This is a genomic window from Micromonospora sp. RB23 (genome assembly GCF_053585025.1).
On record NZ_CM132111.1, the window covers coordinates 6473646 to 6498230 of the forward strand.

The following is a 24585-nucleotide window of genomic DNA, read 5'->3' on the forward strand; positions in this document are numbered from 1 at the left end:
TCCGAACAGGTCCCGAACCCAGCGGGACCCCATGTGGGGAGGAACAGTGCTCCAACCACCACCGAACGCGAGATCCGTCCTCTGGCGAACGGCCGTGGCGTGCGGCGCGGCCCTGCTGGCCCTCACCGCCCAGCCCGCCGTCGCCGCCCGACCCGCGCCCACGCCCGCCCGCGTCGACCAGGGGCTGCTCCGTCAGCTCGGCACGACGGGCAACGGCAGTTTCCTCGTCTACCTGCGCAGCACCGCGCCGGTGGCGCGGACCGCGAAGCTGCGTGACCCGGACGACCGGGCCCGCGAGGTGCGCCGGCTGCTCACCACGACCGCCACGCGCACCCAGAAGGGTCTGCGCGCGCTGCTCAAGACCCGAAAGGCGCCGCACACCGCGTACTGGATCGCGAACGCGGTACGCGTCACCGGGAATCGCGCGCTGCTCGACGAGATCGCCAAGCGGCCCGAGGTGGCCAGGATCGAGCCCAGCCGCAGCTATCCCCTGCTGCGGCCGACCCCGGTCACCCGCGGCCGCGTGAACGCGAACGGCCCGGAGTGGGGAATCGCCAACATCAACGCTCCGCAGGTGTGGAGCGAACTCGGCGACCGGGGTGACGGCGTGGTCGTCGCCACGATCGACAGCGGCGCCCAGTACGACCACCCGGCGCTGGTCGGGGCGTACCGCGGCAACCTCGGCGGTGGCGGCTTCGACCACAACCACAACTGGTACGACCCGGCCGGCGTGTGCCCGAGCGCCGCGCCCTGCGACAACGCCGGCCACGGCACGCACACCATGGGCACGATGGTCGGCGACGACGGCGCGGGCAATCAGATCGGCGTCGCCCCCGGCGCGAAATGGATCGCCGCGAAGGGCTGCGAGACCGACTCCTGCACCGACGCCTCGCTGCTCGCGGCCGGCCAGTGGGTGCTGGCCCCGACCGACCTGAACGGGCAGAACCCCCGCCCCGACCTGCGCCCCGACGTGGTCAACAATTCCTGGGGCGGCGCCGGCGGCGACCCCTGGTTCGAGCAGACCATCGCGGCCTGGCGCGCGGCCGGCATCTTCGGGGTCTTCTCCGCCGGCAACGACGGTCCGGCCTGCGGCAGCACCGGCTCGCCCGGAGACAACGCCAACGCGTACGCCGTCGGCTCGTACGACGTGCAGAACACCATCTCCGACTTCTCCGGGCGGGGCGCCGGTACCGACGCGCGGTCGTACAAGCCGAACGTGGCCGCGCCCGGCAGCAACGTGCGCTCCAGCGTTCCCGGCGACTCCTACGCCGCGTTCGACGGCACCTCGATGGCCGCGCCGCACGTCTCCGGCACCGTGGCGCTGCTCTGGTCGGCCGCGCCGAGCCTTCGGGGCGACGTCGCCGCCACCGAGGAACTGTTGGACCGGACCGCCCGCGACGTCGACGCCACCGACTGCGGAGGCACCACCGCCGACAACAACGTCTTCGGCGAAGGCCGACTGGACGCGTACGCGGCGGTGCGGGCCGCGCCGCGCGGCGCCGTCGGACAAGTCACCGGCACGGTCACCACGGCCGGCGGCGGGCCGATCGCCGGCGCGACCGTCGGCGACGGCACCCGCAGCGTCACCACCGGCGCGGACGGCCGGTACGCGCTCACCGTGCCGGCCGGCGCGGCGACGGTCACCGCCAGCGCCTACGGGTACGCCGGGCAGAGCGCCACCGTCACCGTCGCCGAGGGCGGAATGGTCACCCGGAACTTCGCCCTGACGGCCAGTCCGTCGGTCACCGTCGCCGGCCGGGTCACCGACGGATCGGGGCACGGCTGGCCGCTGTACGCCCGGATCGAGGTCGCCGGCCGTCCCGGTGGACCCGTGTTCACCGACCCGGGCACCGGCCGGTACTCCTTCACCGTGCCGGGCAACACGACGTACCGGCTCACCATCAGCGCCCGCTACCCCGGCTACCGCACGGTCACCCGGGACGTGGCCACCGGCGGCGACCCGGTGACGGCCGACATCGCCGTACCCGTCGAGACCGGGTGCACGGCGGCCGGCTACACCGGCAGCTTCGGCACCCCCCTGCTCGACGAGAACTTCGACAGCGGAGCGACGCCGGACGGCTGGTCGGTACGCAACCGCACCGGGGACGGCGGCTGGACGTTCACCGACGCGGGCGAGCGGGGCAACCTCACCGGCGGCAGCGGTGCCTTCGCCATCGCCGACAGCGACCGTCTCGGCTCCGGCCGGACGCAGGACACCGATCTGGTGACCCCGACCGTCGACCTGCGCGGCACGCCGGCGCCGGTGCTGCGTTTCCACAGCGACTGGCGGGCGGTCGGCGTGAGCGACACCGCCGACGTGGACGTCTCCACCGACGGCGGTACCACCTGGACCACCGTCTGGCACCAGACCACCAGCCGACGCGGGCCGGTCGTCGAGGAGGTGCCACTCGACCCGGCGGCCGGGGCCGCCACGGTACTCGTCCGGTTCCGCTTCCACGGCAGCTTCGCCTGGTGGTGGCAGGTGGACGACGTGCAGGTGGTCAACCGCGACTGCGTGGCCGCCCCGGGCGGGCTGGTGCTCGGGTTCACCACCGACCGCAACACCGACACGCCGCTCGACGGGGTCACCGTGGCCGACGCCGACCGCCCGCAGGACCGCGGCAGGTCAGCGCCGACGCCGGACGACCCGGGGATGCCGGACGGCTTCTACTGGCTGTTCTCCGGGCTGACCGGGGCACACCGGTTCACCGCCAGCCGCCCGCCGTACCGGGTGGCCACCACCAGGGTGACCGTGCCGGCCGACGGGGTCCGCCGCCTGGATGTCGCGTTGGCCGCCGGTCGACTCACCGTCACACCGTCGAGCGTCAAGTCGTCCCAGCCGTACGGCAGCAAACGCACCGTGAAACTGACGGTACGCAACACCGGCAGCGCGCCGGCAACCGTCAACCTGGTCGAGCGCAACGGACGGTTCGACATGCTGTCCAGGGCCGGGGCGCCCCTGCGGGAGCAGCGGACGAAGGGGATCAGCAAAGCCCGCACGGGCATCGCGTACGGCGCGGCCGGGACCCGGACCGCGCCCCGGGCCCAGGACGCCTGGACCGGTATCGCCGCCCTTCCGGCGGCGGTCTTCGACAACGCGGCGGCCACCCTCGACGGCAAGGTCTACTCCGTCGGCGGCGGTGGCGGCAGCGGCCTGGAACGCAAGGCCTGGCGCTACGACCCCGACACGGACACCTGGACGGCGCTGCCGGACATGCCGAGCGCCCGGGCCAAGCCGGTAGCGGCGGCCGTCGGCGACAAGCTGTACGTCCTCGGCGGCTGGGGCGCCGACGACAACACCGTTGCCTCCGTGGACGTGTTCGACCCGGCCACGGACACGTGGAGCACGCTGGCTCCGGCGGTCAACCCGTTCCCCGCGGCGGCGGCCGGTGGGGCGGTCACCGGGGGGAAGATCTACCTGGTGGGTGGCTGCCGGGACAACGACTGCGCCGAATCAGACCGGCTCGTCGTCCTCGACCCGACGACCGGCACGTTCCACACCGGCGCGGCGTACCCGCATCCGGTGTCCTGGCTCTCCTGCGGCGGGATCGGCGGCGCGGTCTACTGCGCCGGCGGCACCGGCGACGCCGACTACACCGACGCCTACCGGTACGACCCGGTGGCGGACGCGTGGCACCGCCTGCCGGACCTGCCTCTTGACCTCTGGGGCGCCCAGTACACGACAGCCGGTGACCTCCTGCTCCTGGCCGGCGGGGTCACGGCGGCGTCCACCACGGTGACCAACCGGACCATCGCGTACGACCCGGTGGCGGGGAGTTGGCGCGACCTGCCCAACGTGCAGTTCGGTCGGTACCGGGGCGCAGCCGCCTGCGGGGCGTACAAGATCGGTGGTACGCCGTCCTCCTTCGTCGGCTCCATCGAGGCGGAACGGCTCAGCGGCCTGGAGTTGTGCGCCGGTGAGGGCGACCTGCCCTGGCTGACCACGAAACCAGGCACGTTCACCCTCGCGCCAGGCGCCTCCCGAAAGGTCACCGTCTCCCTGCGCGCCACGGCCGCCGCCGGTGTGGCCCAGCCGGGCACCTACTCCGGCGAGTTGGGTGTCGCGTCCGACACGCCGTACCGGGTTCCGGCGGTGCCGCTGCGGATGACCGTGTCGCCACCGGCGAGCTGGGGCAGGATCCAGGGCACCGTCACGGGGGTCACCTGCGCCGGGGCCACCGTCGCGGTCGCGGCGACGGTCCGGGTGAACCGGTTGGGTACGACGACCGGCTGGACCCTGACCGCGAACGCCCAGGGTCGGTACGTCTGGTGGCTGCCCAAGGGCCGCTACGAGGTGATCGTCGCCAGGGACGGGTGGGTACCGCAGACCCACCGCACACGCGTCAAGGCGGGCATCGTCCAGACCGTCGACGTCGCCCTCGATCCGGTCTCGTCCTGCACGAGAGCCACCGGCATCTGACCACGGTGACGACGATCGGGGCCGGCCACCCAGGAGGGTGACCGGCCCCGGTCGATCAGAGCGGTGGGTCAGGCGACGGTGACGGTCACCTCGTTGATGCCCCGGCCGGCGGTGACGGCGGTGTCGCCGTTGCCGTGCCGGGACAGCGCCCGCAGCGTCCAGGAGCCCGGCGCGGCGAAGAACCGGAACTGGCCGGCGGCCGAGGTGACCACCTCGGCGGTGAACTCACCGGTGGAGTCGAGCAGCCGGACGTACGCGCCCGGCACGACCTCGTCCGCCGCCGAGCGGACGATACCGGTGATGACGGTCTCCTTCTCGAGGTCCAGGCTGGCCGGCAGGGGCGCGGCCTGGTCAGGCGCGGCGCAGCCCGCAGCGGTGGGAGCGGTCATCGTCAGGCCTCCCCGGGCTCGTCGCCGAGCGCGACCGGCACGCCGACCAGCGAGCCGTACTCGGTCCAGGAGCCGTCGTAGTTCTTCACGTTGCGGTGACCGAGCAGCTCCTGCAGCACGAACCAGGTGTGCGAGGAGCGCTCGCCGATCCGGCAGTACGCGATGGTCTCCTTGCCGTCGTCCAGCCCCGCGTCGCCGTAGATCTTGCGCAGCTCGTCGTCGGACCGGAAGGTGCCGTCCTCGTTGGCCGCCTTAGACCACGGCACGCTGATCGCGGTCGGGATGTGACCGGCCCGCTGCGCCTGCTCCTGCGGCAGGTGGGCGGGGGCGAGCAGCCGGCCCGCGAACTCGTCGGGGCTCCGAACGTCGACCAGGTTCTTGGTGCCGATCGCGGCGACGACCTCGTCGCGGAAGGCCCGGATGGAGGTGTCCGGCTCCTGCGCGACGTACCGGGTCGCCGGGCGGGTCGCCGTCTCGGTGACGAGCGGACGGGCGTCCAGCTCCCACTTCTTGCGGCCGCCGTCGAGCAGCTTGACGTCGCGGTGCCCGTAGAGCTTGAAGTACCAGTAGGCGTACGCCGCGAACCAGTTGTTGTTGCCGCCGTACAGGATCACGGTGTCGTCGTTGCTGATGCCCCGCTCGGACAGCAGCGCCTCGAACTGGGTCTTGTTGACGAAGTCCCGGCGGACCTGGTCCTGGAGGTCGGTCTTCCAGTCGATCTTGATGGCGCCGGCGATGTGGCCGGTCTCGTAGGCCGAGGTGTCCTCGTCGACCTCGACGAAGACGACGCCCGGGGCGTCGAGGTTCTTCTCGGCCCACTCGGCCGAGACGAGTGCGGTGTCGCGACTCATCGAATCACTCCCTGGTGAGGATGGATGGTGAGCCAACGCGCGAATATCGATGGGTTGAACTGTCGCACCGCGCGCGGGACCCAGCGGAAGGACGGGATCACGGGTTCGTGCGACGGCGCCGCTGCCGGGCGTTCGGTGGGATCACCGGAAAGGGTCGAGGACCCTGCGTGCCGGTGGCCGCCGTCAGGCGGCCAAAATCAGCCCCGCCGTCAGATGACAGGGCGACACAGGCAGGTGGCCACGCGGCACAGGTCGACCGCGCGCCGTTTGGTGAGGTGGGTCCCCATGGTCACGGAGCCTACCAGCCATCCGGAGGGCCGCCACCGTACCGACCACCATCCGGGAATCGTCCGGCTGCCGGGCCACTGTGGCGTCCCGGCAGTCCGGACGATCGAGGCACGAGTCAGCTCACGGAGTTGATCGGTACGTTCTTCGCGTCGGCGGTGACCGCCAACCCTTCGGGCAACGGCTGGACCTTGCGGACCGCGAGTTGGAAGGGCAGGTCGGGCAGCGGCACGTCGATCGAGATGCTCTTGGCGTAGTTGTTCAGGATCGTGCGGGCCAGCGGCAGGTTCGGCAGGCCGGCGGCGTCCAGGTTGTTGAAGCGCAGGGCCACCGCGCCGTTCTTGGCGACGGTGACGTCGGCGGTGCCGGCGACGGTGAACTTCTGGCCGAGGATGTCGACCGGGGCGCTGACGGCCAGCTTGCCGCCCTGCTCACCGAGGGTGAGGCCGGGCCGGTTCAGCAGCGCGGCGAGGCTCTCGTAGCTGATCGTGCCGGTGCCGTCGACCGTGTCGGCCACGACGTCGCCCTGCCCGGACCGCAGCGTGTCAAGCGACGCCCGCACGTTGCGGGCGTCGACGTCCAGCACTGGCAGCCGTACGGCGTCACCCTCGACCGACGCCTGCACGTCCCGCAGCGAGATGGAGATCCGCTCGTACCGCCCGTCGAGCACCTGGGTGAGGAACGGCACCCCACCGACCTCGACGTCCGGCGCCGAGGACTGCGCGCCCTGCTTGCTGATCTCCTGGCTGACCCGTTCGGCGATGAGCCGCTCGGCAACCCCGACCGCCACCCGGTCGGCGACCACCAGCAGGCCGGCCACCACGAGGAGCAGGACGACCAGGGCGATGAGCAGCTTGCGCCCGCGCCGTCGGGGCCGGGCCTCGTCGACCGGATACTCCTGGGCCACGCCGCCTCCTGTCTCCGCCCGCCACGACAGGGCGGGTCGTTCGATCTGATGCCGCAGCGCGGCGCACCGTAGGTACCCGAGGGGCACCGGCCTCAACCGTGGGCTCAGAGGAAGAGCATGCACATGGCGTACGCGGCGGGCGCAGCCAGGGCGAACCCACCGAGGGGCCCCTGCATGTGCCGGGCCACCCACATGGTGGGCGGCTCCCCGGCCATCAGGCGGCCCGCCTCCGCGTACCCGACGGCGAGGTCGGTCAGGACGGCCGTGACGGCGGCGACCAGGCCGATCACCGCGGCCCTGGTCGGGGTGAAGGGTGTCACCAGATAGCCGCCGAGCAGCGCGCTGCCCAGCGTGCCCACCATCGCGCCGCCGACGACGCCGGCCGCACCCCGGGGCACCTGCGGGGCCAGCCGGGGCCACGGCAGCACCGCGTCGGTGAGCCGGGCAACGGTGAGCGCGACACCGCTCGCGGTCAGGCAGACGGTGATCGCCTGGGTGCCGGCGGGGATGCGGCTGAGCACGATCAGGGTGCCGAAGGCCACGACACCCACCACGATGAGCAGGGTGGCGCCGAGGGAGTCGGTGACCCGGACGCGGTCGACGCGGCGGACCAGTTGGCCGAGCACGGCGGCGAGGAAGCCGCCGACGGCCAGGTAGCCCAGCGGCGCCAGGCCGGCGATGTCGCTCCGCACGGCGGCGACGTCGGCGGCCGCGGCGACGGCGGCGCTGATCCCCGCGACCAGCAGCAGCGCCGGTGGGCGCATGGCCATCGTCCAGGCGAGCACGAACAGCAGTTGGACGCCGAAGACGATGACGGCGAACGGCAGACGGTGCCCCGGGCCCGACGTCTGCGCGCCGAGCACCAGTCCCACGCCGAGCAGCGCGGCGAAACCGGCGATGGTCAGCGCCAACGGGCGGTGCACCTCGACCGGGGGGACGACCTCCTCCTCCGGCTCGTCGACCTCGTCCTCGGTACGACGGGCCGGCTCTCCGGCACGGCGGGCACGGCGTGGCCCACGTTCACGGCGCTCGCCGTCGGCGACAGCCGGTCCGGTGCGCGGCGCGGGCGGGTGGCCACGGGTCGGAGCGGCCGGGCCCGGACGGGGGCCCTCGGCCCACGAGTCGCGGCCGGCGTCGGGCGAGGTGGAGGGAAACACGCCCCGATCGTGCCAGATCGACCGGCCGACACGGCGGTCGCGGGTTTCAGCAACGTTAAAACCTGTGCCACGATCAGGGGCAAGCTAGACAAACGGGAAATGGCCTGACGGTACAGCGCAGGCGATCGGTTACGCTCAACGCGTTACCCGCCCGTCAGCGACGCCGGGACCACGCAATTTCTCAGCGCACTCCCTCACGAGTGCGTCTGGTCGCGTGCGGCGATGCGCCGCCGGGACGGAGGTGATCGTGGAGATCCTGCTGCTGGTGACCGCGCGCGCAGGTGAACCGTCGGCTGTGCTGCCGGCTCTCGACCTGCTGCCACACTCGGTGCGCACCGCGCCGCGCGACGTCCGCACCCTGGTCGCCGGGCCCAGCCCCGACGCGGTGCTGGTCGATGCCCGGTCGGAGTTGAGCGAGGCCCGGGCGACGTGCCGGATGCTGCACGCCACCGGGCTCGGCGTGCCGCTGGTCGCGGTCGTCACCGAGGCCGGCCTGATCGCGCTCAACGCGGACTGGGGCGTCGACGACGTCATCCTCGCCTCGGCCGGTCCCGCCGAGGTCGAGGCCCGGCTGCGCCTCGCGGTCGGCCGCCTGAGCAACGCGACCGCCGGCGCCGGCGGCTCGATCCGGGCCGGGGAACTCACCATCGACCCGGACACGTACGCGGCGAAGCTGAAGGGCCGCCCGCTCGACCTCACCTACAAGGAGTTCGAGCTGCTGAAGTTCCTGGCCCAGCACCCGGGCCGGGTGTTCACGCGCGACCAGCTGCTGCGCGAGGTCTGGGGTTACGACTACTTCGGCGGCACCCGGACGGTGGACGTGCACGTCCGGCGACTGCGCGCGAAGCTCGGCTCGGAGTACGAGTCGATGATCGGCACGGTCCGCCAGGTGGGTTACAAGTTCGTCGTACCCCCGTCGCGTTCGCTGCCCGAGACGGAGCACGCGCCGCTGCCCGTCTAGCTCACGCCCGATTCCCCATATGCCCTTTTTGCGCAGCTTGGCAGTCCTATTCTGACTGCCGGGTTTGTCGCAAAAGGGGGGCAGGGATGCGCGCAGGTAACACGGGGGCGACGGGCCGGCGGCTCCGGCCGATCGGGTGGAAGCCGTGACGCGGGTCAACACGACCGCCCGCGCGGCAGGGATCGTGACGGTGGTGGTGGCGGCGCTGCTCGGCTCCGCGTACGTGCTGGGCCGCAGCCTCGTGCCGGACCAGACCCGGCCGCACACCGCCGGCGTCACCACCGACGCCAACGGGCCCCACTACGCCGACCAGCCGCCCGAGCAGCCGTCGACCGAGCGCCCGGAATCCAGCAGGAGCGCCGAGCGCCCGAGCGCCAGCCGGAGCGCCGAACCCCCGAGCGCCAGCCAGAGTGCCGCCGGTCCCGCCGAGGCCGGCCAGGACGGCACGGGCCGGGACGCCGGCGGCGACCAGTTGTTCGGCGCCCACACGGACACCGGCACCGCCCGACTCGCGCTGACCTTCGACGACGGGCCGGACCCGCGCTACACCCCACAGGTCCTCGCGATGCTGCGCGAGTACGACGTCAAGGCCACGTTCTGCGTGGTGGGCGAGAACGCCCAGGACCACCCCGACCTGATCCAGGCGATCGTGGCGGACGGCCACACGCTCTGCAACCACTCCTGGCACCACGACGTCTCGCTGGGCAACAGGTCCGCCGACCAGATCCGCGCCGACCTGGTACGCACCAACGAGGCGATCCGGGCGGCCGTGCCGGACGTCCCGATCGTCTGGTACCGCCAACCCGGAGGCGCCTGGACCTACCCGGTGGTGTCGGTGTCCCGGCAACTCGGCATGACCCCGCTGCACTGGTCGGTGGATCCGTCGGACTGGCAGGTTCCCGGTGCCAAAAAGATCGCCACGACGGTGCTCACGCAGGCGCAACCCGGGTCGGTCGTCCTCATGCACGACGCGGGCGGCGACCGACAGGGCACGGTCGACGCGCTGCGCCGGATCCTGCCCGAACTCAGCGCGCGGTACGAGCTGGAGGCGCTGCCCACCGATCCGACGTAGGCCCCCGCCCGCTGCGAGTCCCCGCACTGGCGAGGCGACAGGCGCGCAGCGACTGGCGGTTCGGCCAGTGCCGGGCGCGGGTCGGACCAGCTGGGTCAGGGCGGCCGGGCCAGGGCGGCCGGGCCAGGGCCGCCGGGCCAGGGCCGCCGGGCCAGGGCCGCCGGGCCAGGGCCGCCGGGCCAGGGCCGCCGGGCCAGGGCCGCCGGGCCAGGGCCGCCGGGCCAGGGCCGCCGGGCCAGGGCCGCCGGGCCAGGGCCGCCGGGCCAGGGCCGCCGGGCCAGGGCCGCCGGGCCAGGGCCGCCGGGCCAGGGCCGCCGGGCCAGGGCCGCCGGGCCAGGGCCGCCGGGCCAGGGCCGCCGGGCCAGGGCCGCCGGGCCAGGGCCGCCGGGCCAGGGCCGCCGGGCCAGGGCCGCCGGGCCAGGGCCGCCGGGCCAGGGCCGCCGGGCCAGGGCCGCCGGGCCAGGGCCGCCGGGCCAGGGCCGCCGGGCCAGGGCCGCCGGGCCAGGGCCGCCGGGCCAGGGCCGCCGGGCCAGGGCCGCCGGGCCAGGGCCGCCGGGCCAGGGCCGCCGGGCCAGGGCCGCCGGGCCAGGGCGGCTAGGCCCGAACCGGCTGGGTCAAGGTCATTGGTGCGGTGCCTTTGGAGCTGATGCCGCAAACGAGTCAGTCCCACGTCCGCTGAGTTGTCCCGACGGCGGGCGGATCGACGACCGCCTGAACTCGGGACCGCCACCGCCACCGCCGCCACCACCGCCACCACCGTCACCACCGGCACCGCCACCGCCGACACCGCCGACACCGCCGCCACCGGCACCGCCACCGCCGACACCGCCGGCACCGCCACCGCCACCGCCGCCACCGCCACCGCCGCTACCGCCACCGCCACCGCCGGCACGGTTGGCGATGCCGCAAACGATTCAGCTCCAAAGGAGCCCATCAGAGGTCATCGGTCCCGGCCAGGCGGCCGGGACCGCGCGAAAGCGACGATCAGCGCCCCCTCGACCGCCACCCCTGACCAGCGACCGACTGCCCCTCGGCCGAGGTCGCCCTTTCGTCGGCGGCCCCCTGAGACGGACGGCGCAGCGGCTACGGTGACGGGATGAGCAGCGCGGAGCCGACCAGCGACCAGGTGACCCGGACCGACCGACTGTCCCCCACGGAGATCGCCGGGGTACTGGCCCTGGCCCGTACGGCGGGCGACACTGACGGCGCCGACCCGCTGGACGAGCACGTCCTGCTCCGCCTGCGCGACCCGGACGCTCCGGCCGTACACCTGCTCGCCCGCGCCGACGACGGGACCCTGACCGGGTACGCGCACCTGGACACCACCGACCCGGCGGACGGGATCGGGGTGGAGTTGGTGGTGCACCCGGCGTACCGGCGGCGTGGCACCGGCCGGGCGCTGGCCCGGGGCGTGCTCGCCTCGGCGACCGGACCGCTGCGGGCGTGGGCGCACGGCGACCATCCGTCGGCGGCGGCGCTCGCCGTTGACCTCGGCTTCACCCGTGCCCGGGTGCTGTGGCAGCTCCGCCGACCGTTGGCGGCCCCACTCGGCGAGCCACGCCTGCCCGACGGAGTGGCGCTGCGCGCCTTCCGGCCGGGGGCGGACGACGCGGCGTGGCTGGCCCTGAACGCGCGGGCCTTCGCCGAGCACCCCGAGCAGGGCCGGTGGACCCCGGACGACCTGCGGGTACGCCTCGCCGAGCCGTGGTTCGACCCGGCCGGCTTCCTGCTCGCCGAGGAGACCTCGACCGGTCGGCTGCTCGGCTTCCACTGGACGAAGGTGCACGAGCGACCCGGCTCGGCCCGCATCGGCGAGGTGTACGTGCTCGGGGTGGAGCCGACCGCGCACGGCGGCGGTCTGGGCCGGGCGCTGACCACGGCGGGGCTCGCGTACCTGCGGGACAGGCGCGGTCTGGACCGGGTGATGCTCTACGTGGACGACTCGAACACCGGGGCTGTCGCGCTGTACGAGCGGCTGGGCTTCGCCCGGTGGTCCGCGCACATCAACTACCACCTCGGCTGAACAGCAACGGGCACTGAAGTGCCCCGGTTCACTTAACGGACAACTCACCCTCAGCGAGCGGTCACCTCGGGGGCCGCACGTGTTCACCTCGCGTTCATTTGCGACCGGCGAACCGGCTACCTGGCACTTCTAACTTTCGTGTCAGCCGGTCAGTGCCGGTCCTCGGGCCCCGGGATCGGGGCGCCAAGTCAGACGCGAAGGGAAACCCCTCAGGTGAAGCTCCAGCGGTACGGCACTATTGCCTGCCTCGCTCTTGCCGCGACGCTCGGCCTCAGTGCATGCGGCTCGGACAACAACGAGCCCACTTCCGGCGCCAGCGCCTCGGGCTCCGCCGCCGCGGTCGACTGCGGTACCGGCACGGTCAACGCCCAGGGCTCGTCGGCCCAGAAGAACGCCATGGCCGAGTGGATCAAGGCTTACCAGCAGAAGTGTGCTGGCACCACCATCAACTACGAGGCTTCCGGCTCGGGCGCCGGCGTCGAGGCTTTCAAGGCTGGCACCGCCGACTTCGCCGGTTCCGACTCCGCACTCAAGCCGGAGGAGCAGCCCCAGGCCGACGCCAAGTGCGCCGGCGGCAAGGCGATCCACCTGCCGATGGTGATCGGCCCGGTTGCCGTCGCCTACAACGTCAGCGGCGTGGACAACCTCCAGCTCAAGCCGGCCACCCTGGCGAAGATCTTCGCCGGCAAGGTGACCAAGTGGGACGACGCGGCCATCAAGGCCGACAACCCGGGCGCCACCCTCCCGGGGACCACCATCCAGACCATCCACCGCTCGGAAGAGTCGGGCACCACCGACAACTTCACCAAGTACCTCTCGAAGACCGCCGAGAGTGACTGGACCTTCAGCAACGCCAAGGCTTGGAAGGCCCCGGGCGGCACCGGCGCCAAGGGGTCGGACGGCGTGGCCAGCCGGGTCAAGGGCGCCGACGGCTCCATCGGCTACATGGAGTGGTCGTTCGCCGAGAACGCCGGCCTGAAGATGGCCAAGATCGGTAACGGCAACGGCGAGTTCACGGCGCTGACCGCCGAGGCGGCCGGCAAGACCATCGCCGGCGCGACCATCGAGGGCCAGGGCGACGACCTCAAGATGAAGATCGACTACAACACCAAGGAGGCCGGGGCCTACCCGATCGTCCTGGCGACGTACGAGATCGTCTGCAGCAAGGGCCTCGCGGCCGACAAGCTCAAGCTGGTCAAGGGTCTGCTGGGCTACGCCGCCAGCGCCGAGGGCCAGAACTCCCTGACCGACCTCGGCTACGCCCCGCTGCCGGAGACGGTCCGCACCAAGGTCGAGACCGCGGTCAAGAACCTCTCCTGACCCGACCCCCACACCTCCGCAACCGAATCGAGCGAGCAGATGGGTGAAACCCCTCACCGCTCGGCCGACGCCGGCACCGGCGGGACGCGCGTGACCGAGAGTCACGAGTGGCCCGCCGGTGCCTCGGCGCGTGTGGCCGAGGCACCAGTCAGCACCCGTTCCCCGGGCGGCACCGGGCTGGGCGGCGGCGGCGCGCTGCCGCGCAGCCGTAAGTTCGGCGCCGAGCGGGCCTTCCGCGGCCTCACACTTGCCGCTGGCACCGCCGTTCTGGTCATCATCGCCGCCATCGCGATCTTCCTGGTCGCCAAGGCGGTGCCGGCCCTGCGCGCCAACAATGAGAACTTCTGGACCTACGAGGGCTGGTCGCCCAACGAAGCGGAACCCAAGTTCGGCATCGGCACCCTCGCCTTCGGCACCGTCCTCAGCTCTGCGCTGGCGCTGCTGATCGCGGTGCCGGTGGCGCTGGGCATCGCGCTCTACCTGTCGCACTACGCGCCGCGGCGGCTGGGCACCGCCCTCGGCTTCCTGGTCGACCTGCTGGCCGCCGTGCCGAGCGTGGTCTTCGGCCTTTGGGGACGGGACATCTTCAGCAGCCCGGTCCGGGACTTCTCGGTCTGGCTCAACGAGTACTTCGGCTGGATCCCGCTCTTCGGTGGCGACGGCCCGTTCGGAGCCTCGATCATGCTGGGTGCCCTGGTGCTCGCCATCATGGTGCTGCCGATCATCACCTCGCTCTCCCGTGAGGTGTTCCTCCAGACGCCGACCGCGAACGAGGAGGCCGCCCTCGCCCTGGGCGCCACTCGCTGGGAGATGCTCCGCACCGCGGTGCTCCCCTACGGTCGCCCCGGCATCATCGCCGCGGTGATGCTCGGCCTCGGTCGGGCGCTCGGCGAGACCATCGCGCTGGCGCTGACCCTCGGCATCACCTTCGGCATCTCGTTCAACCTGATCCAGAACGGCGGCAACACCATCGCCGCCAACATCGCCAACGCGTTCGGCGAGGCGAACGAGACCGGCCGGGGCGCGCTCATCGCCTCCGGCCTGGTGCTGTTCACCATCACGCTGATCGTCAACATCACGGCGCGGGCGATCATCTACCGCCGCCGGGAGTTCACGGAGTCGGCCGCATGACCACAACCGTCACCTCCCACCGCACCCGGCCGCCGGCCCAGCCCGCCTCGCTGCGGGCCAGGCGGCTGCCCTGGTACGCCGCACCGGCCATCGCCGTGGCGGCTCTCGCGCTCTCCGCCGTGATCGTCTACGGCGCGGGCATCGGCGGTCCGGTCCTCGCCGTCGTCCTCGGCGCGATCCTCTACCTGGCCGGGCTCTTCGCTGCGGCCAACGTGGTCGAGGGGCGTCGGTCGGCGCGCAACCGCACCTGGAGCGCGCTGATCCACTCCGCGTTCGTGCTCGCGGTGCTGCCGCTGATCTCGGTCGTCTGGACGCTCGTCAGCAAGGGCACCGAGCGGCTGGACGGCAACTTCTTCCAGACCTCGATGAACAACATCGGGGCCCGGGACGCCAACGGCGGCGCGTACCACGCGATCGTCGGCACGCTGGAGCAGGTCGGCATCGCCACCCTTATCACCGTTCCGCTCGGCATCCTCTGCGCCATCTACATCGTCGAGTACGGCCGGGGCCGGTTCGCCTTCGCGATCCGCTTCTTCGTGGACGTCATGACGGGCATCCCGTCGATCGTCTCCGGCCTCTTCGTGCTGGCGTTCTGGGTGCTGATCGTGTCGCCGTGGTTCAACGACGGCCGGCCGAGCTTCTCCGGCTTCGCCGCCGCGCTCGCGCTGAGCGTGCTCATGCTCCCGACCATCGTGCGGTCCACCGAGGAGATGCTCCGCCTCGTCCCGCCGCCGCTGCGTGAGGGCGCGTACGCACTCGGCGTACCCAAGTGGAAGACCATCCTGCGGGTGGTGCTGCCGACGGCGCTGCCCGGCATCGTCACCGGCGTCATGCTCGCCATCGCCCGCGCGGCCGGCGAGACCGCGCCGGTGCTGCTGGTCGCCGGCGGCGGCGCCGCCATCAACACCAACCCCTTCGAGAACAACCAGTCGTCGCTGTCCCTCTTCGTCTACCAGCAGGCCGGTGACGCGTCGAAGTACGCGCCGGCACGGGCGTGGACCGCGGCACTCACCCTGGTCGCCCTCGTGCTCATCCTGACGATCGCGGCGAAGTTGCTGGCCCGTCGCAACCGGCTCAGCCGATGAACCCCGGAGGTACCACCATGGCCAAGCGCGTCGAAGCCTCGAACGTCACCGCCTACTACGGCGGTTTCAAGGCGATCGAGAACATCAACCTGACCGTCGAGCCGAAGACGGTCACCGCCCTGATCGGTCCGTCCGGTTGCGGCAAGTCCACCTTCCTGCGGTCGATCAACCGGATGCACGAGGTGCTGCCGGGAGCCCGCGTCGAGGGCAGCCTGACGGTCGACGACCAGGACATCTACGACCGGGACGTGGACGTCACCGCGGTCCGGCGCATGATCGGCATGGTCTTCCAGCGGCCGAACCCGTTCCCCACCATGAGCATCTTCGAGAACGTGGTGGCCGGGCTGAAGCTCAACGGCGTCCGGAAGAAGTCAATCCTGGACGAGGCGGCCGAGAAGGCCCTGCGTTCGGCGAACCTGTGGGACGAGGTCAAGGACCGCCTCGGCAAGCCCGGCGCGGGCCTGTCCGGTGGTCAGCAGCAGCGACTCTGCATCGCCCGGACCATCGCGGTCGAGCCGCAGGTCGTCCTGATGGACGAGCCCTGCTCGGCCCTGGACCCGATCTCCACGCTGGCCATCGAGGACCTGATGTTCCAGCTCAAGGACAAGTTCACGATCATCATCGTGACGCACAACATGCAGCAGGCCGCCCGTGTGTCGGACCGCACCGCCTTCTTCTCGATCGAGAAGACCGGCGACCCGGGCCGCCTCATCGAGTACGACAACACCCAGAAGATCTTCAGCAACCCGAGCGTGAAGAAGACCGAGGACTACATCACCGGCCGCTTCGGCTGAGCCGCCGGACCGCTCTCGGTCTGCGAAGGGCGTCGGTCGACACGGCCGGCGCCCTCGCCTGTATCCGCATCGGTTCGCAACTGCTCCATTGATCGACTCTTTCCCCCCCCTGTTAATTCAGACTTTTCCCTATATCGCCGCGTGGAGTGATTCGATCAACACACAACGCAGTCGAACTGGGGAGGATCCACATGCGTTCAATGAAGGTACGGGCAGCCGTCGGGGCGGTTGCAGCGCTGGCGATGGTAGGGCTGGCGGCATCACCCGCTCAGGCCGCGATCGCAGCAGGAAAGGTGCATGACGCCAACCCCACCGGGCTCGCAGTGCGCACGCTGCCGGGTTCCGCAGGTGCGATCATCACCCGGCTGAAGGACGGAACGGTCGTCCAGATCGGCTGCTACGTCAACAGCTCCGGCGTCAAGTGGTACTACCTCAGTGACTACGACGGCTACTCGAGCTCTGCCTACATCAACATCACCGTGGGTGCGGCAGACGTCTACTGCGACTTCTGACCAAGATGGGTGGAGGGCGCCTCGGGTGCTCTCCACCCATTCGATTCAGGCGATCACCCGAGAACGAAGCGGGGTTCGCCGTCCGGCGGCACGTCCAGGCGGGGAGTGACGGGGGTGGCGGCGTCCCGACGAGCCGCCGCCCCCGCCACGTTCGCCAGGTCGCCGGCCGCCGCTATCTGGGCCAGCGTGACCAGGGTCGGTGGCAGCATGGCCAGCTCGCCGGCCTGGGCCCGGGCGAGCGCGTCCGCCGGCCGGATCCACAGCGTGTGGTCGGCCTCGCCGGAGACGTCGCGGGTCCGCTGTCCGGCCGGCAGCAGGGCGACGAAGAAGTACGTGTCGAAGCGGCGCGGCTCGAACTCGGGAGTGATCCACCGGCTCCAGGGCAGTAGCAGGTCCGACCGCAGGGTGAGCCGACGGTCGGCGAGCAGCGCCGCGAAGCCCAGCCGACGTCCCTCCAGGTCCTGCCGGGCCGCCTCCCAGTCGTCGCCACTGACGTCACCGACCACGGTCTCGGTGTCCGGGCCGGCGAGGAGTACGCCGGCCTCCTCGAAGACCTCCCGCGCGGCGGCGCAGACCACCGCCTGGGCGGCCGGCGGGGCCACCCCGAGCCGGTCCGCCCACTCGTCCGGCGTCGGCCCCGCCCAGTCCAGGTGCGTCTGCGAGTCGGAGCGGTCCACCCCGCCGCCGGGGAAGGCGTACATCCCGCCGAAGGTCATGGCGGCGACCCGGCGGATGACGTACACCTCGAAGTCGGTGTCGGTCGGACGCAGCAGCAGCACGGTGGCCGCGACCCGCGGCGTGGCCGGAGTGCCACCCTCGGCCTGGAACCGGCGGGCGTGCTCGACCAGGGCGGCCGGGGCGGGGAAGCCGGCACTGTCGATCGTCATGCCGCGAGCCTAGGGCGTGTGTCACGGCCCGGGACGTCGCGGTCCCGGACGGCGAGGGGCGACGTCGGGCCGGCAGCCGCAGGGGTTAGCGTTCCGGCATGACTCGTTGGGGCATCCTGGCCACCGGCCACATCGCCAGCTGTTTCGCCGAAGATCTCCGGCTGGTGCCGGACGCCGAACTGGTCGCGGTCGGCTCCCGCTCCGCGGACAGCGCGCGACGGTTCGCGGACACGTACGGCGCGCAGCGGGCGTACGGCTCCTGGGTGGAGCTGGCCGCCGACCCCGAGGTCGACGTGATCTACGTGGCCACGCCGCACGCCGCGCACCACGAGGCGGCGCTGACCTGCCTGACCGCCGGCCGGGCGGTGCTGCTGGAGAAGCCGTTCACCCTCGACCTGGCCACCAGCACCGAACTGGTGGACACCGCCCGCGCCGCCGGGGTCTTCCTCATGGAGGCCATGTGGATGCGGACCAACCCGATCATCCGGCGGATGGCCCAGCTCGTCGCGGACGGTGCGATCGGCACGGTGCGCAACGTGCGGGCCGACTTCGGGGTGGCCGGGCCCTTCCCGCCGGAGCACCGGATGCGCAACCCGGCGCTGGGTGGGGGCGCGCTGCTCGACCTGGGGATCTACCCGATCAGCCTGGCGCACCTGCTGCTGGGCGTGCCGCAGCACATCCGGTCCTGGGCGCACCTGGGCCCGGAGGGGACCGACGAGAACACCGGCATCCTCCTCGGCTACGACAGCGGAGCGGTGGCGACGCTGAGTTGCGGCATGGTCGGGGCGAGCACGTTGGCCGCCTCGATCACCGGCAGCACCGGCCGCATCGACCTACCGGAGCCGTTCTTCCGGCCGGCCTCGCTGACTTTGCACCGGGACGGCGCCGAGCCCGAGACGATCACCGCGGAGGAGGCCGGCAACGGCTACCAGTACGAGGCGATCGAGGTGCAGCGCTGCCTGGCCGCCGGGCTGACCGAGAGCCCGCTGGTGCCGCACACCACGACCCTTGAGGTGATGGCCCTGCTGGACACGGTCCGCGAGCAGATCGGCGTGCGCTACGAGTGAGACGCGAAACGGCCCCCGGGACACCCGGGGGCCGTTTTCGTGTACCGGAGCCGGTCAGCCGAACAGCGGCCGGACCAGCAGGTAGGTGACGCAGGCGATCAGCGCGGCCGCCGGGAATGTGATGACCCAGGCGATCACGATGTTGCCCGCGACGTTCCAGCGAACCGCCGAGAGTCGCTTCGTCGCCCCCACGCCCATGATCGCCGAGGTGATCGTGTGGGTCGTGGAGATCGGGGCCTTGAGCACCAGGGCGTTGAAGTAGAGCACCGCGCTGGCCACCGTCTCGGCGGCGAAACCCTCGGGCGGACCGAGGTCGATGATCTTGCGGCCGAGGGTACGGATGATCCGCCAACCACCGGCGTACGTGCCGAGGGCCAGCATGGTGGCCGAGGTCCAGAAGACCCAGCCCGGGATGTGCGTCTTGCTCTCCTGGAAACCGCCGGTGTAGAGCGCCAGGACCACGATGCCCATCGTCTTGGCGGCGTCCTGCATGCCGTGGCCCACCGACATGGCGGCGGCGGAGACGGTCTGCGCGTGGCGGAAACCCCTGTTGAGCTTGCCCGGCTGCCCCTTGCGGAACAGCCAGAGGATCGCCAGCATCAGCAGGTAACCGAGGGTGAGGCCGACGATCGGCGAGAGCACCATCGGCAGGATGACCTTCTCGCCGATGTTGCCCCACTGCACGATGCCCCCGGTCGACAGCAGGGTCGCGCCGACCAGGCCGCCGAAGAGCGCGTGCGAGGACGACGACGGCAGGCCGAAGTACCAGGTGATCAGATTCCAGGCGATGGCGCCCAGCACCCCGGCGAAGACCACGCCGAGGCTGCTCACCCCCGTGGGAAGGGTGACCAGGCCGTCGCCGACGGTCTTCGCGACACCGGCGCCGAAGTGGGCGCCGATGAAGTTGCCGACCGCGGCGAGGCCGAGGGCGATCCGGGGTGTCAGTGCGCGGGTGGAGACGCTTGTCGCGATCGCGTTGGCGGCGTCGTGGAAACCGTTGGTGTAGTCGAACGCCAAGGCCACCGCGATCACCGCCAGCACGGCGATGAGTTCGGTAGACACCGGCTCAGGACTCCTTGACCGCGATGGTCTCGACGGTGTTGGCCACGTGCTCGAAGGCGTCGCAGGCGGCTTCCAGCTCGTCGGCGACCTCCTTCATCTTCAGCACCGTCAACGCGTCGTACTCGCCCGAGAAGAGCCGGACGAGGAGCTGCCGGTTGATCCGGTCGCCCTCGTTCTCCAGCCGGTTGCACTCGATCCAGTAGTCCTCGAGGTCCTTCATCGACTGGAGCCGGGGCATCGCCTCGGCCGTCAGCTTGGCCTGCTGGTCGAGCACGTTGACCATCTCGTGCAGCTCGCGGGGCAGCGCCGGCAGCTCGGTCAGCCCGTACAGGTAGAGCAGGTCGCCGACCGCCTCCAGGTGGTCCATCACGTCGTCGAGCAGCGAGCCCAGCCGGTAGATGTCCTCCCGGTCGAACGGGGTGATGAAGGTCGAGTTGATCTTCTTGTAGAGATCGTGCGTGATCTGGTCGCTGTCGTGCTCGACCTCGGTCAGCCGTTCGCTGACCGACTGCACGTCGACACCGGGCAGGGCCAGTTCGTTCAGCAGCGTGGTGCCCCGGACCAGGTTCTGCGCGGCCCTGGTGAAGAGCTCGTAGAAGGCGCCCTCGGTGGGGCGGAAGGAAAACTTCACAGCACAGACCTCGTCGCGTCGGTGGAAGGGTGGCGGCGTCCGTGGGCGTCCGCTCGGTGAATGCTAGGAAACGCCAGAACCGCGAATTCGCCGGCCCACCCCTGGTCGGACCACATTCACCGCTCGTTCACCTAGTGTTCATCTCGGGCGTCCCAACCGTCCCCGCTCCCCCAGCAGCCAACCGCTCGCGCTCGTGCGCCACGTCGAAATCGGCAGGCGGATACCCCAGAGCAAGCGTGTCGAACGTCTCTCGGAGCAGGTGGGCCACCGCCCAGTCCCGGTACCACTTGCGGTCCGCCGGCACCACGAACCACGGCGCGGCGTCCGTGTCACACCGGCTCAGGGCCTCGGCGTACGCGGCCTGGTAGTCGTCCCAGCGCGACCGGGAGTCGACGTCCGACGGGTTGTACTTCCAGTGCTTACGCGGGTCCGTGAGCCGCTCCAGCAGCCGTTCGCCCTGCTCGGCGTACGAGATGTGCAGCATCACCTTGATCAGGGTCACGCCGTCCTCGGTCAACTCCCGCTCGAAGGAGTTGATCTCGTCGTAGCGGGCCCGCCAGATCGTCTCCGGCACCAACGCGCCGACCCTGGCGATCAGCACGTCCTCGTAGTGCGACCGGTTGAACATCCCCACGTACCCCGCGGGCGGCAGCTCCCGGCGAATCCGCCAGAGGAAGTCGTGTTGCAACTCCTCCTCGGTCGGCGGCCCGAACGAGCGGATGTGCAGGCCCAGCGGGTTCATCGCGCCCGCCACCCGCTTGATCGTGCCGTCCTTGCCACCGCAGTCCATGGCCTGGAGCACCAGCAGCACGCGGTGCGCCGGACGCGTGGACCCGGCCTTGGCCATCGCAAACAGCATCTCCTGCTGGCGGCCCAGCTCCTCGCCGATCAGCTCCACCTGCGCACGGGCCCAGGGCTTGCGGCGCTCGCCGATCTCCTCGGCGGACGGCAGGCCGGGCGTGGACCGTGGGTCGATCGCGGCGAGATCCACCGGCGCGGTGACCCGCAACAGGTCCCGCACGGACCCACCGTGCGGCGACACGATCTGGCCGCCCTGCCCTTGCCGGGGTTCGCTCATCTGAGGATCATCGCCCACCCGCGCGCCATCCGCCCGTCGAGGCCCACCGCGCCGGCAGACGGCCCCGAACGGGCCCGCGCCAGGTCAGACCACCAGCGCCAACCACTTACGGTACGAGGTGGCGAACGGCTCGGTGCCGTCGCCGAGCGCGCCGTACAGCCACCGGGCTGCCGCCTCGGCCTCGACCACCACGTCGTCCGGGTAGCCGAAGCGGGCCCGGTGCTCGGCGAACTCGTCCTCGTCCAGCAGCTCCACGACGCCGGTGGCCCGCCGGCGGACCACGTCCAGGTCGAGGTCGATCAGGTGGACGGTGTCATCGGAATCCCAGCGGGCCGGGGTGGCGATGTCGCAGTAGACCTCGCTGGTGCGCGGCGGAGGATTGAACATGCACGTCCACCACGCGTGGTGCGGCACCAGCAGGACGAAGGGGATCTTCTCCACCGACGGCCGGCCGTGGTAGACCGATTCGGTGCCGAACGGAACGCCGAGCCAGACACCGAGGTCGTCCTCGGTGAGGCGGCGGGCCGGGTAGTCGCGGTGGGCGCTGCCGTCGTACTTGCGGTAGATCACTCGGACCACGTCGCTCGGCATGATTCGCACCCTAACCGATAGCGCCCACACGTCGTAGTGCAGCCGTAACCGGACGGCGCCGGCCGGCGAGAGCGACGATCAGGTACGCGCCACGCGGGCGGATGGGCGCGATCGGTGTCGGCGGCGACGGGTACCGTCGCACGGTGACTCCGCCCCGCACCGCCACCGGTTCCGCCACCCCCTCGGCCCGTGGCGCAGGCCGGCGGCGGGGCGCCCGGCCCAGCGGCACGGAGCTGCTCGCGGCGGCGGTCGGCGCGGTCCCCGGCGGCACGGCACGACCCGGCCAGCAGGAGATGACCACCGCCATCGAGGAGTGCGTGACCAGCGGCGAGCACCTGCTCGTGCAGGCGGGCACCGGCACCGGCAAGTCACTGGCCTACCTCGCTCCGGCTCTCACCGTGGACGGCCCGGTGGTGGTCTCCACGGCCACCCTGGCGTTGCAGTCCCAACTCGTCGACCACGACCTGCCCCGGCTGGCCGACGCCGTCGAGCCGCTGCTCGGCCGCCGGCCCACGTTCGCGGTGCTCAAGGGTCGTCACCACTACCTGTGCCTGGCCCGACTGGACAACTCCACCGCCGACGAGCCGGAGGAGACCCTCTTCGACGCCCCGGCCGCCCGTCCCGGCGGCGGGACGAAGTGGCTCGGCGAGGCCGGCCGGATCGGCAAGCAGATCGAGCGCCTGCGCGACTGGGCCGAGAAGACCGACACCGGCGACCGCGACGAGCTGGACCCGGGCGTCGACGACCAGGCGTGGCGGCTGGTGTCCATGCCGTCCCGGGAGTGCGTCGGCGCCACCCGCTGCCCGTTCGGGGCGGAGTGCTTCGCCGAGGCGTCCCGGGCCCGCGCCCGCGAGGCCGACATCGTGGTGACCAACCACAGCCTCCTCGCCGTGGACATGCTGGCCGAGCGGCACATCGTTCCGCCGCACAAGCTGCTGATCGTCGACGAGGCGCACGAGCTGGCCGACCGCGTCTCCTCGGCCGCCCAGGCCGAGCTGGTGCCGGAGATGATCGACCGGTCCACCCGGCGTGCCCGCCCGCTGCTGCGCCCGGAGACGGCCGACGCGCTCACCGCCGCCGGTGACGCCCTCGCCGTCGGGCTGGCCGAGGCGCCGGCCGGTCGACTCACCGCCGGTCTGCCGACGCCGCTGCGCGAGGCGTGCACCCTGCTCGACTCGGCCACCCGCGCCGCCCTGGACGCGATCGGCGACATCAAGTCCGACGACCCCGACCCGGTGCGCAAGCAGCAGGCCAAGGCCGCGATGGACGACCTCTCCGCCACCGCCCAACGGCTCCTCGAGGAGGCCGACCACGACGTGGCCTGGGTGGAGAAGAACGACAGCGGCAACCGGCGGGCACTGGTGGTCGCGCCACTGTCGGTCGCCGGCACCCTCGCCGCCCACCTGTACGACGAACGCACAGTCGTCGCCACCTCGGCCACCCTGGCGCTCGGCGGCCGGTTCGACACGGTGGCCCGCGCCCTCGGCCTGGACGCGCCGCCGGTCCCGGCGTCGCCGGCCGCCGCCTCGCTGGCCGCCCGCACCGGTGCCGGCCGCCCGGCCGCCGAGACACCGGGCCGCCGGCTGGCCGACCCCGCCACCGTCCCGGCGACGGAGGGCCCGGGCTGGCGGTCGCTGGACGTGGGCTCGCCGTTCGACTACGCGCGGCAGGGCATCCTGTACGTCGCCGCGCACCTGCCCCGGCCCAGCGTCTCCGGGCTGCCCGACGCGGCCGGTGAGGAGCTGCTCGGGCTCGTCGAGGCGCTCGGTGGTCGTACCCTCGGGCTCTTCTCCTCGCGGCGGGCCGCGACGCAGGCGGCGGAGCTGCTGCGCGCGCGGACCGACCTGCCGGTGTTGTTGCAGGGCGAGGAGGCGTTGCCGCTGCTGGTCCGCCGGTTCCGCGAGGAGCGGTCGAGCTGCCTGTTCGGGGTGATGTCGCTCTGGCAGGGGGTGGACGTGCCGGGCGACGCCTGCCAGCTCGTGGTCATCGACCGGCTGCCCTTTCCCCGCCCCGACGAACCACTCGCCGCGGCCCGCGCCGCCGCCGTGGACGCGGGCGGCGGCTCCGGCTTCGCGGCGGTCAGCGTGCCGATCGCCGCGGTACGGCTGGCGCAGGGCGTGGGCCGGCTGATCCGGGCGACCGGCGACAAGGGGGTCGTCGCGGTGCTCGACTCGCGCCTGGAAACGGCCCGAGGCTACGGACCCTTCCTACGCCGGTCCCTTCCCCCGTTCTGGTACACGACCCGCCCCGAGGTGGCCCGAGGCGCCCTGAAACGCCTGGCCACCACGTAAAGCCTCACCCCTCACCCGGACCCCGCACCCGAACCCGGACCCCGCGCCGATCTTGCAGTTTCGGTTGCCGA

The 24585-nt window shown here is 72.1% G+C and carries 21 protein-coding genes; 11 read left to right on the forward strand and 10 right to left on the reverse strand.

Annotated features, from left to right (window positions below; translation table 11 throughout):
• The first annotated feature begins 46 nt into the window (after positions 1 to 46).
• Entirely contained in the window at positions 47 to 4420 is a 4374-nt protein-coding gene (locus tag ACTFTM_RS29590) for a S8 family serine peptidase (protein WP_449563596.1), read from the forward strand.
• A gap of 68 nt (positions 4421 to 4488) precedes the next feature.
• Here the strand turns inward: ACTFTM_RS29590 and ACTFTM_RS29595 are convergent, their stop codons facing one another.
• The 5 genes from ACTFTM_RS29595 to ACTFTM_RS29615 form a co-directional block, all read right to left on the reverse strand.
• On the reverse strand, positions 4489 to 4809 hold the full coding sequence (locus tag ACTFTM_RS29595; protein ID WP_422737132.1) for a DUF1416 domain-containing protein: 321 nt from the start codon (positions 4807 to 4809) through the stop codon (positions 4489 to 4491).
• Between the two features lie 2 nt (positions 4810 to 4811).
• Positions 4812 to 5660, reverse strand: a complete 849-nt coding sequence (locus ACTFTM_RS29600) for a sulfurtransferase (RefSeq protein WP_449563597.1) — start codon at positions 5658 to 5660, stop codon at positions 4812 to 4814.
• Between the two features lie 209 nt (positions 5661 to 5869).
• Entirely contained in the window at positions 5870 to 5947 is a 78-nt protein-coding gene (locus tag ACTFTM_RS29605) for an Ms5788A family Cys-rich leader peptide (protein WP_310503780.1), read from the reverse strand.
• A 116-nt stretch (positions 5948 to 6063) separates the two neighbouring features.
• The gene (locus ACTFTM_RS29610; protein WP_449563598.1) at positions 6064 to 6852 is read right to left on the reverse strand and encodes an LmeA family phospholipid-binding protein; all 789 of its coding nucleotides are present in this window, start codon (positions 6850 to 6852) and stop codon (positions 6064 to 6066) included.
• A 104-nt stretch (positions 6853 to 6956) separates the two neighbouring features.
• Positions 6957 to 8009 carry a hypothetical protein gene (locus ACTFTM_RS29615; protein ID WP_449563599.1) on the reverse strand — a complete coding sequence of 351 codons (1053 nt, stop codon included), beginning with the start codon at positions 8007 to 8009 and terminating at the stop codon, positions 6957 to 6959.
• Between the two features lie 241 nt (positions 8010 to 8250).
• Between ACTFTM_RS29615 and ACTFTM_RS29620 the strand changes: the two genes are divergently transcribed.
• From ACTFTM_RS29620 to ACTFTM_RS29655, 8 genes are all read left to right on the forward strand, one after another.
• Positions 8251 to 8970 (forward strand): winged helix-turn-helix transcriptional regulator, encoded by a 720-nt coding sequence (locus tag ACTFTM_RS29620; protein WP_357129003.1) that lies wholly within the window; start codon positions 8251 to 8253, stop codon positions 8968 to 8970.
• Between the two features lie 136 nt (positions 8971 to 9106).
• Complete coding sequence (locus ACTFTM_RS29625) at positions 9107 to 10042, forward strand: polysaccharide deacetylase family protein (protein WP_449563600.1); 936 nt, start codon at positions 9107 to 9109, stop codon at positions 10040 to 10042.
• 1096 nt (positions 10043 to 11138) lie between these two features.
• Entirely contained in the window at positions 11139 to 12065 is a 927-nt protein-coding gene (mshD, locus tag ACTFTM_RS29630) for a mycothiol synthase (RefSeq protein WP_449563601.1), read from the forward strand.
• A 213-nt stretch (positions 12066 to 12278) separates the two neighbouring features.
• Positions 12279 to 13385 (forward strand): phosphate ABC transporter substrate-binding protein PstS, encoded by a 1107-nt coding sequence (pstS, locus tag ACTFTM_RS29635; protein WP_449563602.1) that lies wholly within the window; start codon positions 12279 to 12281, stop codon positions 13383 to 13385.
• 39 nt (positions 13386 to 13424) lie between these two features.
• The gene (pstC, locus tag ACTFTM_RS29640) at positions 13425 to 14516 is read left to right on the forward strand and encodes a phosphate ABC transporter permease subunit PstC (protein ID WP_449563603.1); all 1092 of its coding nucleotides are present in this window, start codon (positions 13425 to 13427) and stop codon (positions 14514 to 14516) included.
• On the forward strand, positions 14513 to 15601 hold the full coding sequence (pstA, locus tag ACTFTM_RS29645; RefSeq protein ID WP_449563604.1) for a phosphate ABC transporter permease PstA: 1089 nt from the start codon (positions 14513 to 14515) through the stop codon (positions 15599 to 15601). The genes pstC and pstA overlap by 4 nt, the downstream gene beginning before the upstream one ends.
• 17 nt (positions 15602 to 15618) lie before the next feature.
• A complete protein-coding gene (pstB, locus tag ACTFTM_RS29650; protein WP_421473411.1) occupies positions 15619 to 16395 on the forward strand; it encodes a phosphate ABC transporter ATP-binding protein PstB in 777 nt (258 codons plus the stop codon).
• A gap of 191 nt (positions 16396 to 16586) precedes the next feature.
• Positions 16587 to 16907: an SH3 domain-containing protein gene (locus ACTFTM_RS29655; protein ID WP_279515526.1), complete on the forward strand. Its 321-nt coding sequence runs from the start codon at positions 16587 to 16589 to the stop codon at positions 16905 to 16907.
• Between the two features lie 53 nt (positions 16908 to 16960).
• Here the strand turns inward: ACTFTM_RS29655 and ACTFTM_RS29660 are convergent, their stop codons facing one another.
• Positions 16961 to 17794 (reverse strand): NUDIX hydrolase, encoded by an 834-nt coding sequence (locus tag ACTFTM_RS29660; protein ID WP_449563605.1) that lies wholly within the window; start codon positions 17792 to 17794, stop codon positions 16961 to 16963.
• A 98-nt stretch (positions 17795 to 17892) separates the two neighbouring features.
• On the opposite strand from ACTFTM_RS29660, the gene ACTFTM_RS29665 reads away from it, so the two are divergent.
• On the forward strand, positions 17893 to 18861 hold the full coding sequence (locus ACTFTM_RS29665; RefSeq protein WP_449563606.1) for a Gfo/Idh/MocA family protein: 969 nt from the start codon (positions 17893 to 17895) through the stop codon (positions 18859 to 18861).
• Between the two features lie 54 nt (positions 18862 to 18915).
• Here ACTFTM_RS29665 and ACTFTM_RS29670 read toward each other — a convergent pair whose 3' ends face one another.
• The 4 genes from ACTFTM_RS29670 to ACTFTM_RS29685 form a co-directional block, all read right to left on the reverse strand.
• Positions 18916 to 19923 carry an anion permease gene (locus ACTFTM_RS29670; protein ID WP_449563607.1) on the reverse strand — a complete coding sequence of 336 codons (1008 nt, stop codon included), beginning with the start codon at positions 19921 to 19923 and terminating at the stop codon, positions 18916 to 18918.
• 4 nt (positions 19924 to 19927) lie between these two features.
• Positions 19928 to 20554, reverse strand: a complete 627-nt coding sequence (locus ACTFTM_RS29675) for a DUF47 domain-containing protein (RefSeq protein ID WP_355050883.1) — start codon at positions 20552 to 20554, stop codon at positions 19928 to 19930.
• 127 nt (positions 20555 to 20681) lie between these two features.
• On the reverse strand, positions 20682 to 21632 hold the full coding sequence (locus ACTFTM_RS29680) for a PPK2 family polyphosphate kinase (RefSeq protein WP_449563608.1): 951 nt from the start codon (positions 21630 to 21632) through the stop codon (positions 20682 to 20684).
• A gap of 84 nt (positions 21633 to 21716) precedes the next feature.
• Positions 21717 to 22223 carry a DUF402 domain-containing protein gene (locus ACTFTM_RS29685; protein ID WP_449563609.1) on the reverse strand — a complete coding sequence of 169 codons (507 nt, stop codon included), beginning with the start codon at positions 22221 to 22223 and terminating at the stop codon, positions 21717 to 21719.
• A gap of 101 nt (positions 22224 to 22324) precedes the next feature.
• On the opposite strand from ACTFTM_RS29685, the gene ACTFTM_RS29690 reads away from it, so the two are divergent.
• Positions 22325 to 24514, forward strand: coding sequence for an ATP-dependent DNA helicase (locus tag ACTFTM_RS29690; protein ID WP_449563610.1), 2190 nt, complete (start codon positions 22325 to 22327; stop codon positions 24512 to 24514).
• The last annotated feature ends 71 nt before the right edge of the window (positions 24515 to 24585 follow it).